We start from the raw sequence: 11,391 nt of genomic DNA, 5'->3' as shown, positions 1-11,391 counted from the left end.
AATATATTGCTTATTAGCAAATATCCAGCCTTTTTTGGCAACCCGGCTGCCATGGAAATTGGCCCGCAGCTTTGCGTCCTCATGTTTCAATGAGTTTGCTATTTTCAAAGGAATATAACAAAATACTGTTATTTACGTTAAAAGTGGAATGAAAGTAAAAGCTTCTCACAAGTTTGATTACCGATGAGAAGCTTTTTTTCTAGCTTAAACCGCTACACTAACATCACCTTCAGCATGTGGGTTTTGTGCTGATTCTTGATTCCACGTAGATAATAGTTTATCCACATCATTTTTCAATTCTAAAAGATTTTCGGCTTCTTGTACTAAATTTTGAATTGTTTGTAATTCATCATCGCTGATTTCGATTAATTCCTCAAACATTTCAACCGATTCCCGTGAGATAGAAGCTATCTGTACAATTGTTGCCATGATTTGTTGAGAAGCTGACGATAATTCTTCTGTACTTGCAGAAGAATTTTCATTATTTTCCGCAATAACCTTTGTCGTAGACAAAATCTGTTCAAACATTGTTCCAACCTCTAGAATGTTCGTATTTGTCTCTTTGAATTCTTCTGTGCCCTGCTGCATTGATTTGACAACTATATTCGTTTCTTCTTGAATATTTTTCACAATATTGGATACTTCTGAAGAGGACTGACGGGACTGTTCAGCCAATTTTCGTACTTCGTCTGCTACAACAGCGAATCCCTTACCGTGTTCACCAGCCCGAGCTGCTTCTATTGCTGCGTTCAATGCCAATAGATTAATTTGTTCAGAAATCCCTGTAATTACTTTTACGATTGTACCAATTTCTTTAGACTTTTCACCAAGATTATTTATCGCATGAAAAGTCGTATTGATTGTTTGGTTAAATTGCTTCATTTTCACTAAAGAGTCCTTTAACTTTTCGTCTCCCTCTTGCGTTAATTCTAACGTAGTATTGGACTGTTCAGAAATTTGATTGGATCTTATGGACAAATCTTCAATCGCCTGAGCCATTTCCTCCATTGAAAGGGCGCTTTCCTCTGTAGCGACTAATTGTTTCTGCAAACCTCTGCCAACCTCATCAATTGCAGCTCTTACAATGTCCGCCTTTTCCATCGCGTATTCACCGATCTCCGTTAAACTTTCTCCCTTTTTATGTACGTTTTTGGAAAAAGAAAAGAACTTTCCCCTCACATGCTCTAAAAATTCAATTACTTGATTAAAGGTAGCATGATAAGAACTTGCTCCTTCTACTTTGCTGCTCATATTACCTGCCGCTATTTCTTTCATCCCGTTCATTATTTCTTTATTAATATGAGGATGGTTTTTCAATGTAAAATATCGATAAGCAAAATACACGGTGGTAACCAATAAGATAACAATAATACCTAGCAATATAGCCTCCATAATAAATAACTCTCCTATTTATATATTTGTTTAGACATTTGAAATTTTAAAGTTCTTTCATAATGATATATGTGCCGTCTGCGATTGTTGCAGGAATATCTTTTAATCTACTATTTTCTTGATATCTATGAACAATATAATTTCCTTTAACATCTTTATATTTTTTCATATTGTGATATTTTTCCATTACACGTATAGACTTAGGATTAGTTGCTTCTCCAACAACAGCCTTTAATCCCTGTTCAGATGCTTTCGTTATTAATTTATTTCCTAATTGCTTAATAATTTCGTGACGCTCGTGTTCAGCAGTTACTCCTAACATAAATAAATGAAGTATCTCGCCATCCTGCAGTTCTTTTCCAGTACGCTGCTTATAATCTTCCATAAAGCGTTTATCTACATCTTCAAGAACATGTAGAATAACATTCATATCTAAAAAGGTGCCTTCAAATACATCTTCCCCAATAATCTCTGGCGCATTAGTATCTCCAGCAAGAACACCAACAACCTTTTGATTATTATCTATAGCGACTGCACAATATCCCTGCTCCACAGTAGCATCTATATAATCTTTCGTGAACTGATAGAAATCATCATAGCCTATATTTAATTGACCAACCATTGGCTCTTGAACCCATTTCCCAGCTATATCTACTCCAATAAATGAGCTTGCAAGACAGTCAGCAGCCTTTTCGATTAGATCCGTTTGTTCCTTTGTTATAATTTCATATTTATACGACATTTCTACCTTTTTCACTTCATAACTCCCCTTCAAATCCGATTAAAAACAGCTTTCTATTTACAACCTGGCATTACTTAGAATGAGATGCACGATCAATAAATGTACCTGCAAAATCAATTCTTTCTAGGGCATTTCTAATTTGCACTTGGGCAATTTTAGACGAAGGTTTAATTACAAGAACATCCTTAAAACCTAAGCTAGAGTAAAATTGCATTGTTTGTTCTAACTGAGGTACCACCTTTGATGGAACGGGCGTTTGATGAGTACCATCCACGACAAAAGTATAGTCTTTTTTGGATACTTTACTTATCGTATCCTGTAAATCAACCATATACCCCTCTGCGTCTTCCTCTCTCATCAACCCATGTACCTGTACACGTACTTCTTTTGAGTTTTCATCTATTTCCATTTTATACTTCTTTTTGTCTACAACAATCATCTCGAATCTCCTTTTCTATAAGTTTGTTTAGTTTATATTTTTTATTGTTCTCCCACGAATCCAAAGTAAAAATAAATAGCTATCCTAATACATAAATAGGGATAGCCAAATAATTGCTTAAAGTATACCTGGCAACCCGACTATCATTATCCAAGAGGATTTTAGACTCGTAGCTTTGCGTCCTTACCTTTCGATAAGTTTGCTTTTTTCAATTTCAGGAAAACAATAGTTCTAATAGCATGTATACATATTACTATTCCATTATAAGGAACTTGTCATTTTTTGTCGATACCAGGATTTTCTCTTCACATAAAAGAAACAAAAAATAGGTCTAATTACCTTGTGATTTCCAAACGATAATATTTGAAAATTCTCTCTCCTTGCGTATATAGTTAAAATGTATAAAAAACCCAATAAAGGAGTGAAGTTATGGGATTAAAAAGGAATTGGGCAGGTAATTATCAATATAGCACGACGAACTGGCACGAACCAGAATCAGTGGAGGAAATTCAACAATTAGTTTTAAAATTAAAAAAGCTTCGTGTAATTGGAACTCGCCACTCATTTAATAACATCGCAGATTCAGACGAGAATATCGTCTCTTTGCAAAAACTGAATAAAGTTATTGCTATTAATAGGGAAGAAAAAACAGTAACTGTAGAAGCAGGAATGAAGTATGGAGATCTATGCCAAATGCTTCAGCAGCATGGCTATGCCTTACATAATCTTGCATCCCTACCACACATTTCGATTGCTGGAGCTTGTGCCACAGCAACACATGGTTCAGGTAATCGCAATCAAAATTTAGCTGCTGCAGTTTCCGCTATGGAAGTCGTTACAGCGGACGGTAGTATCATAACTTTTTCAAGAGAAAAGTCAGAAGAGGAATTACATGGTGCAGTCGTTGGATTAGGAGGAATTGGTATTGTTACAAAACTAACCTTAGCTATTCATCCAAGTCATCAAATGCGGCAAGATGTTTATGAAAATCTTCCATTCGCTCAAATAGCTGATCATTTTGATATCATTTCTTCCAGTGCTTATAGTGTCAGTCTGTTTACAGATTGGCAGAACGAAGCATTTAATCAAGTGTGGTTAAAGAGCAAGCTGACAGATGACCAGACTTTTTCACTAGGCGATGACTTTTACGGAGCAAAAGCAGCCAAAGAAAATCTTCATCCAGTACGAGGAGTCGCTGCAACTAATTGCACGGCACAGCTCGGTGTTCCAGGAGATTGGCTTGACCGCATGCCACATTTCCGAATGGACTTCACTCCAAGTAAGGGACAAGAGCTGCAAAGTGAATATATTTTCCCGCGAGAACATGCTTATAACGCTCTTTGTGCCCTTAGTGACATTCGTGAATACATTGCACCCCTTTTATTTATTTCTGAAGTGCGGACAATTGCGAAGGACGAACTTTGGTTAAGTCCATCCTATAAACAGGATTCCGTCGCTATTCATTTTACTTGGCAAGATAAGTGGAAAGAAGTTCAGCAAGTACTCCCGCTAATCGAATCCAAGCTCGAGCCTTTTCAAGCAAAGCCACATTGGGGGAAGCTATTTACTACTGCCCCTTCCAAAATACAATCGCTATATGAAAAAATGCCCGCATTCCAGCATTTACTTATGAAGTATGACCCACAAGGTAAGTTCCGCAATACTTTTATGAATAGGTATATTTTTAACGAACAGAATTGAATTCGCTTACAATAAAATGTCGCTAGGCTGCTTCTAAACTAAAAAGCAATGGATGCTTAATCTATTGCCCCCATTGCTTTTTAGAAAATATAATTTTTTTCACATCCTAAATCTCAATAATAATTGGAAGAATCATCGGCTTTCTCTTTGTTTGATTAAATAAATACTGGCCAACTGATTTTTTAATATTTTGTTTCATTACATTCCATTTATGAATATTCTCTGATTGCAAGTCATTGACAGTCTTTTTGACCAAACGGTTTACTTCCTTCAGTAATTCATCCGAGTTACGGGCATAAACAAATCCCCTCGTAATCGTATCTGGGCCAGAAATAATCTTCCTGTCGCCCTTGCTGATGGTGATAATAACAACAAGCATCCCATCTTCCGATAACTGCTTTCGATCTCTTAACACAATATCGCCAACATCCCCAACACCCATCCCATCTACATATGTGTCTCCTGCTGGGACAAAGCGTGTTTGACGGGCTACTCCATTTTTGATATCGACAACTTCTCCATTTTTAATAATAAAAGTATTCTCTTTTTCCACTCCCACTGATTCTGCTAATATTCGATGATGGTAGAGCATACGAGATTCTCCATGAATGGGAATGAAGTAGGTTGGTTTCATTAAGGTTAACATTAGCTTTAAATCTTCTTGATAACCATGACCTGAAACGTGCATACCGGTTGTACTGCCAGAACCATAAATTACTTTTGCCCCAAGTTGAAATAAATTATCTATGATTTTAGAGACGTCTTTTTCATTTCCAGGGATTGGAGATGCTGCTAGAATCACGGTATCCCCCGGATATATTGTGACATCGCGAAAGTTCCCACTTGCTAAACGTGACAAAGCAGCCATTGGTTCTCCTTGACTACCTGTACAGAGAATGGCAACTTTTTCTACTGGCAGTTGATCTACTTGACTGACATCAATTAACATTCCCTCCGGCATATGAAGATAGCCACGTTCTATAGCAACGTTCACCACATTTACCATACTGCGGCCAAGCAATGCTAATTTACGATTCGTTTTTATAGCAGACTCTACTACTTGTTGTATTCTATTAACATTCGAAGCAAATGTCGAAATGAAAATTTTCCCATCTGCTTTCATAAAGGCTTCATCTAAATGAGAACCAACCATTTGTTCAGAAGGAGTTAACCCCTTTCGTTCTGCATTTGTGCTCTCTGATATTAATGCTAAAACTCCCTGCTGCCCGATTTCCGCCATTTTATGTATATCAGCATATTGGTTATTAGCCGGGGTTAAATCAAATTTAAAGTCACCTGTGTGAACAATATTTCCTTCTGGGGTGTGGAAAACAACTCCAAGACAGTCTGGGATGCTGTGACTTACCTTAAAAAAGGAAACTTGCACTTCTCCAAACTCTAGCTTGGAGCTAGAATCAATAGTTATTAATTTTGTCTCTCCGTTTAGCTTATGCTCATTGATTTTAAGCTCTATTAAACCTAAGGTAAATCTTGTAGCATAAATAGGAATGCTTAATTTCCTTAGAATATAGGGGATTCCACCAATATGGTCTTCATGACCATGGGTAACGATTAAAGCTTTTATTTTATCTTGATTCTCCTCCAAATAGGTTATATCTGGAATTATTAAATCAATACCCAATAAGCTTTCATCAGGAAATTTCCCTCCACAATCAATAACAAAAATTTCATCCTGATATTGAACGACATACATATTTTTTCCGATTTCATTTATTCCGCCTAATGCAAAAAACGACAAAGCATTCTCATCCACTTTCATTATTCTCCTCCTTATCGCACTAAATATTGTTATTATTTCTTTTTTATTTAGCTTTCATGCAAAAAGAAGAGAAACACATCTATTGCTTAAGAAACTTTAAAGAAAAGGCTCCTGCAGAAAAAGAAAAAACCCCAATAAGGGGTCTTAATCCAAAATTCACTATTTTAAGTTTTTTATGCCAGTTTCTAATACTTCCATTTGCCATAACGTTTGTTCGTCTGTTATGGTCTTATCTTCCCCATTTATAATCGCTTTGTATAAATCATCATACACTCTTCCATAATCGCCGTTTACCGATTTCACTGTTTCTTCATGGATTGTCCCTTCATCATCAATGTAGGTTAATACTCCATAGTGTTTTATCGTATCTATCCCGAAATCTTTATTATCCGGCATGTAAAATAATTTTAAATGTTCCTCTTGACGATCTTTTGTTTCTTTCACAAAACATCCCTTTTTTCCATGAACGACAAAGCTTGGTCTTTCTTTCAATCTGAAATAACTAGACTTTACAGAAACTTTCATCTTCCCATAGTACAAATCTAAATCAAAATAATCATTCATTCTTCCTTGTCCTAATAATTGTCTCACATCATAATGAATATGATCAGGTTTGCCAAAATAGCTGATAACCTGATCAAGCGTATGGCAGCCATGTCCATATAAAAATGACTCTGCTGGATTAAAGGTCTGTGCAGATTCTGGTACTTCAGGACGGTAATAATCATAGTGCATCTCCAATTCCAGCAAGTCCCCTAGTTTTCCTTCTTCGATGACCTTTTGCACAGTCAGAAAATCACTGTCAAAACGTCTATTTTGATATGCCTGCACAATTAAATTCTTTTCCTTCGCCAATGCAAATATTTCTTTAGCCTGTTCGGCAGTTTCCATGAAAGGTTTTTCAACTAAACAATGTTTATCATGTTCTAGTGCTAATTTAGTGTATTCAAAATGACTGTCATGTCTTGTACAAATAACAATTAATTGAATGTCTTTATCGTTTAATAATTCATTTAAATCAGATGTATAATTTACTCCTGCAATTCGATCCCAGCTTTCATGCTTTGGATTTCTTTGAAAAATTGTTTTTACCTTGATATTCTCTCTTTGTAATACAAACGGCAGGTGATATCTGTTTGTGCTTTTCCCATTTCCAATATAACCAATAGTAAGCATAGCAGCCTCCTAGTAATTTATTCATTATACTATTTATCCCATTTTTCTTTCTATTTGTCATGTGAAAAGCACCTCCTAAAAAAAACAAAACTAGGAGGTGCTTCTCTCTTTTAGATTATTTACATTAAGTGAATTAAGTGGAAGACAATACCTACCACGAATAAGCCAAGAATCATAACGATTGGAGAAACTTTCTTTCTAAGCAGCCACATACAAAGAAGTGTTAACAATAATCCAGCTAAACCAGGAATTAAGCTATCTAAGTTACTTTGCAATGTAGTTACTTTTACTGGATCCAATGAAAGACCAGCTGCTTGCTGTTCCAAGGCGGTTTTAATCCCCTCTGCTCCAGCAGGCAATTTATCCCAATCAATATAAGCACCTTCATCAAGCTCTACTGACGATACAACAGGGGTAAATTTGACCGATACCCACCGGTTTACTAGTGCACCGAGGATAAACATCCCGAGAATCGATGCCCCTTTTGTAATGTTCTGCAGCAATCCTCCAGATAGGTCATCTGTAATTTTAGACCCAGCTTTGTAACCAACTTCTTGTGTATACCAAGTGAATCCCATGCGGATAAGGTTCCATGCAAAGAAGTAAATAATTGGTCCTAGAATATTACCAGTTAAAGCAAGAGAAGCAGCTAAAGCGCCAAGGATTGGCTTCACTGTAAACCAGAAAACTGGATCTCCAATACCAGCTAATGGTCCCATCATTCCGACTTTAACCCCTTGAATTGCTTTATCATCCACTGGTGCTCCATTGGCACGCTCTTCTTCAAGCGCTAATGTTACACCAAGAATAGGTGAAGCGACATAAGGATGTGTATTAAAGAACTCTAAGTGACGTTTTAGCGCTTCCGCACGATCTTCTTTTGATTTATATAATCTTTTTATTGCAGGAATCATGGCGAATGCCCAACCACCGTTTTGCATACGTTCATAGTTCCAAGAACCTTGAATAAACGTGGAACGCCACCAAACCGAAATACGATCTTTTTTTGATAATTTAAATGCTTTTTCCATTTTCTGTCCCCTCCTTCTTAGTAATTATCGATAATATCGCCTAGTGGATCACCAGTGTTCCCATTTCCGCCATTACCAGAGCCGCCTTTGTTAGAAAGCGCAAGATAGATAAGAGCAAGAGCCACACCGATAGCCCCAAGACCAATAAGTGTAATTTGTGAAACAGTCGCTAATACGAAACCAATCGCAAAGAATGGCCATACTTCTTTTGTAGCCATCATGTTAATAACCATTGCGTAACCAACAGCAACAACCATTCCCCCGCCGATTGCTAAACCGTTTGTCAACCAATCTGGCATAGCTGTAAGTAAGTCACTCACAGGACCTGCCCCAATAGCGATAATTAACGCAGCTGGTATAGCAATACGTAATCCTTGTAAGATGATCGCAAAAATATGCCATAGTTCAACTTTTTTAATGTTTCCTTCTTTCGCCGCCGCATCCATCAAATGCACCAATCCTGTTGCAATTGTACGAACGATGATAGTTAATAATAAACCAGCAACTGCAAGTGGAACTGCAATCGCAATGGCAGAGGATACACCGGCATCCCCTTGACCGCTTAAAACTAAAATAATGGCAGATGCAACTGATGCTAATGCAGCATCCGGTGCTACGGCAGCCCCAATGTTCGCCCAACCTAAAGCGATCATTTGAAGGGTACCACCTAAGATAAGACATGGTACTAATTCTCCTGTAACTAAGCCGATTAACGTACAGGCAATGATTGGTTGGTGAAAGTGGAATTCATCCAGGATTCCTTCAACACCAGCTAAAAACGCTACAATAATGACTAATAATATTTGAATCATATTCAAATCCATGTTTATTAATCCTCCTTTTTCTTTGATATTCGGATTATTTTCGTCTATTTAACTCTTCTTGTGCTTTCTTGATTATTTCATCCATATTACCTTTTGAATCATTCGGAACTTTACGTACATCGAAGCTTAAACCAGCTTCTTTTAACTTCGCAAATGCATCAATATCGTCTTGGTTAAAAGCTAACACCTTATTCGGTTGAACTTTACCAGGTGAGTGTGCCATAGAACCTACGTTGATTGTCTTCAATGGAACACCACCCTCAACTGCTCTAAGAGCATCCTGTGGATTTTCAAATAGTAGTAAAGCGCGTTGACCACCAAAGTGTTGATCATCTTTTGCAAGTTCGATCATTTTTTTTACTGGAACAACATGTGCTTTTACTCCTGGAGGAGCAGCTTGTTGGATTAATTTCTTACGAAGTTCATCCTTCGCTACTTCATCAGAGACAACAATAATACGGGTAGGCTGTGTCGTTTTTGTCCAAGCCGTTGCTACTTGCCCATGAAGTAAACGAGAATCAATACGTGCTAACACATATTCAAATTTTCCAGGAGCACCTGCACTTACTGGCTGAGCAGTCGTATTAGCAGCTGTTTCTGCTGGTTCTAAAGCTTCAGGTCTTACTTTAACTCCTTCTTTAGCTGTTCCTAAAATATGTGCGGCAATTTCATGTGCAGTGTTCATTGTAAAGCGTGATGCATAAGCTTCAATCAACATTGGTAAGTTCATACCAGCAACAATTGCCCATTTTTCATTATGTTCTTCAAACAAGCTATTGGCTTGGTTGAAAGGAGTTCCACCCCAAAGATCAACTAAGAATAGTACTTCGTCTTGGTTATCGAAAGAGGCGATTGCTTCTTGCATTTTTGCCTTTACATCTGCAGGTCCTTCGCTTGGCATCAATGTAACAGCTTTTACATTTTCTTGCTCTCCGAAGATCATTGCTCCAGATTGCAAGATACCACTGGCAAATTCACCGTGACTAGCAATGATAATTCCTACCATCTTTTTACCTCCCATTATTATTTTCACAGCTATCAAGCTGCATTTTTTCAACTCATCTAAAGCGATTACATATAAGCGATTACAGTGTTTGATAAAAATAAAAAAGGCATGAGTAAAAAGTCGATTTAAATGAATTTATAGGTATAGAATGCCCCTATTCTCTTCATTCAATCATACTTTTTTACTCATGCCTGATCGAATCAGTAACACGTAAAATAATGACGATAGTTATTCAATTTATTCTGTAAACGCTTTAAACGGAGTAATTAATATCCTTCTGCTTCACTTTAGTAAGCTTGCAAAAAAATTATAGCACACTGGATTTTCTCTTTCAATAGGGAAATTTATTTTTTTGATTCCGCTATCATTTTCTTAAAACCTCTCTCAAAAACAATGCTGAGATTCCTAATTGCAATATATTTTTTTCCTCTATCCTTTCTACTGCGGATCTGTTATTTTTTCGACTTACCCGTTAATCCGCGTTTAATAACATCAAAGAAACTCAACGATTGAACCATACGCTTCGGATCAACATACTCACGAATTGCTCGTAAAACTTTTTTCGGGTCTTTAGAAGAAAATGTATACGTCCCATTTCGCTTCGTTTGGATAGAATAACGCGGGATCCATTTCCCCTTGAACATGATGGAAGCAATTACATAATCTACCTCTTCCCAAGGAATCTGGATAAACTTGCGAGCATCACGGCTATTAAAGAATTCAAAGCCCTTGTCCCCAATCATAATCTTCCCATATTCTGAGATTCCTGTGTGTGAAGTTGCATTCATAACTAAATCGACTTTTGTATTAATTGATTGGACCATTTGTTTACTCCATTTCTATCTTTTAATACTAATAATTATACGTGTTTTTTTGCTTTAAGCAAATACTCTGGGAGAGTTCACATTAACTTAAGAATTTAGATTATGCTATTAAGAAGCTATTGTATTCAGCGATATCTTTAGAATTACTAGCAAATAGTTTTGATGATGTTGATCAAATATTGGAAGTGGAATGCTCCACTTTAAATATTGGTTGGGAATGCTCCAATCTATATGTTCACGGATAATTATTATTTCCGAACGTATTTAAAAAAAGTTTGAAATCATGCGTGCCGATTTTACAACATCGACACGCATGGAGAGTATTTTTAGGGCTGTCTATTTGACCATAATAGGACTAAAATTGGTTTCGCTTTTTTCTTTTGATCAGGAAATGAGGAATTAATATCAGCTACGATATGCATAAAATACAAATCATAACCAAATCGCTATCTTGTTTATTTTTCAGCCTTCCTCAA

General features: G+C 36.7%; 10 protein-coding genes and 2 riboswitches. Of the genes, 1 reads left to right on the top strand and 9 read right to left on the bottom strand.

Annotated features, from left to right (window positions below; translation table 11 throughout):
* Positions 1-33 precede the first annotated feature (33 nt).
* Positions 34-110: riboswitch (cyclic di-GMP riboswitch) on the bottom strand.
* 94 nt (positions 111-204) lie between these two features.
* From NSQ92_RS26425 to NSQ92_RS26415, 3 genes are read right to left on the bottom strand one after another with little or no spacing between them, the layout of a single operon-like run.
* A complete protein-coding gene (locus tag NSQ92_RS26425) occupies positions 205-1,392 on the bottom strand; it encodes a methyl-accepting chemotaxis protein (RefSeq protein WP_047943349.1) in 1,188 nt (395 codons plus the stop codon).
* Between the two features lie 46 nt (positions 1,393-1,438).
* Entirely contained in the window at positions 1,439-2,149 is a 711-nt protein-coding gene (locus NSQ92_RS26420) for a hypothetical protein (RefSeq protein ID WP_235844557.1), read from the bottom strand.
* A 55-nt stretch (positions 2,150-2,204) separates the two neighbouring features.
* Positions 2,205-2,573 (bottom strand): hypothetical protein, encoded by a 369-nt coding sequence (locus tag NSQ92_RS26415; protein WP_047943348.1) that lies wholly within the window; start codon positions 2,571-2,573, stop codon positions 2,205-2,207.
* Between the two features lie 127 nt (positions 2,574-2,700).
* Positions 2,701-2,787: riboswitch (cyclic di-GMP riboswitch) on the bottom strand.
* A gap of 215 nt (positions 2,788-3,002) precedes the next feature.
* Here NSQ92_RS26415 and NSQ92_RS26410 point away from each other — a divergent pair.
* Positions 3,003-4,274: an FAD-binding protein gene (locus NSQ92_RS26410; protein WP_341153409.1), complete on the top strand. Its 1,272-nt coding sequence runs from the start codon at positions 3,003-3,005 to the stop codon at positions 4,272-4,274.
* Between the two features lie 106 nt (positions 4,275-4,380).
* On the opposite strand, the gene NSQ92_RS26405 is transcribed toward NSQ92_RS26410, so the two are convergent.
* From NSQ92_RS26405 to NSQ92_RS26380, 6 genes are all read right to left on the bottom strand, one after another.
* On the bottom strand, positions 4,381-6,054 hold the full coding sequence (locus NSQ92_RS26405) for a ribonuclease J (protein WP_047943346.1): 1,674 nt from the start codon (positions 6,052-6,054) through the stop codon (positions 4,381-4,383).
* Positions 6,055-6,213: 159 nt separating this feature from the next.
* A complete protein-coding gene (locus NSQ92_RS26400; protein WP_341133206.1) occupies positions 6,214-7,230 on the bottom strand; it encodes an oxidoreductase in 1,017 nt (338 codons plus the stop codon).
* A 119-nt stretch (positions 7,231-7,349) separates the two neighbouring features.
* Positions 7,350-8,261 (bottom strand): PTS system mannose/fructose/sorbose family transporter subunit IID, encoded by a 912-nt coding sequence (locus NSQ92_RS26395; RefSeq protein WP_341153408.1) that lies wholly within the window; start codon positions 8,259-8,261, stop codon positions 7,350-7,352.
* A gap of 17 nt (positions 8,262-8,278) precedes the next feature.
* Positions 8,279-9,085, bottom strand: a complete 807-nt coding sequence (locus NSQ92_RS26390) for a PTS mannose/fructose/sorbose transporter subunit IIC (protein ID WP_047943343.1) — start codon at positions 9,083-9,085, stop codon at positions 8,279-8,281.
* A gap of 34 nt (positions 9,086-9,119) precedes the next feature.
* Entirely contained in the window at positions 9,120-10,091 is a 972-nt protein-coding gene (locus NSQ92_RS26385; protein ID WP_047943342.1) for a mannose/fructose/sorbose PTS transporter subunit IIA, read from the bottom strand.
* 452 nt (positions 10,092-10,543) lie between these two features.
* Positions 10,544-10,915, bottom strand: coding sequence for a DUF956 family protein (locus NSQ92_RS26380; protein ID WP_047943341.1), 372 nt, complete (start codon positions 10,913-10,915; stop codon positions 10,544-10,546).
* Positions 10,916-11,391: the final 476 nt, after the last annotated feature.

The sequence above is a fragment of the Niallia sp. FSL M8-0099 genome (assembly GCF_038006945.1).
In the GTDB taxonomy this organism is placed as follows: Bacteria; Bacillota; Bacilli; order Bacillales; family Cytobacillaceae; genus Niallia; species Niallia circulans.
This window is presented reverse-complemented; position numbering and strand designations above follow the sequence as displayed.

What these genes read in the sequence shown, in the direction of transcription:
- NSQ92_RS26395 (WP_341153408.1), bottom strand. Translation starts at nt 8,261, where the DNA reads ATGGAAAAAGCATTTAAATTATCAAAAAAAGATCGTATTTCGGTTTGG.
- NSQ92_RS26380 (WP_047943341.1), bottom strand. Translation starts at nt 10,915, where the DNA reads ATGGTCCAATCAATTAATACAAAAGTCGATTTAGTTATGAATGCAACT.
- NSQ92_RS26390 (WP_047943343.1), bottom strand. Translation starts at nt 9,085, where the DNA reads ATGGATTTGAATATGATTCAAATATTATTAGTCATTATTGTAGCGTTT.
- NSQ92_RS26425 (WP_047943349.1), bottom strand. Translation starts at nt 1,392, where the DNA reads ATGGAGGCTATATTGCTAGGTATTATTGTTATCTTATTGGTTACCACC.
- NSQ92_RS26415 (WP_047943348.1), bottom strand. Translation starts at nt 2,573, where the DNA reads ATGATTGTTGTAGACAAAAAGAAGTATAAAATGGAAATAGATGAAAAC.
- NSQ92_RS26410 (WP_341153409.1), top strand. Translation starts at nt 3,003, where the DNA reads ATGGGATTAAAAAGGAATTGGGCAGGTAATTATCAATATAGCACGACG.
- NSQ92_RS26405 (WP_047943346.1), bottom strand. Translation starts at nt 6,054, where the DNA reads ATGAAAGTGGATGAGAATGCTTTGTCGTTTTTTGCATTAGGCGGAATA.
- NSQ92_RS26400 (WP_341133206.1), bottom strand. Translation starts at nt 7,230, where the DNA reads ATGCTTACTATTGGTTATATTGGAAATGGGAAAAGCACAAACAGATAT.
- NSQ92_RS26385 (WP_047943342.1), bottom strand. Translation starts at nt 10,091, where the DNA reads ATGGTAGGAATTATCATTGCTAGTCACGGTGAATTTGCCAGTGGTATC.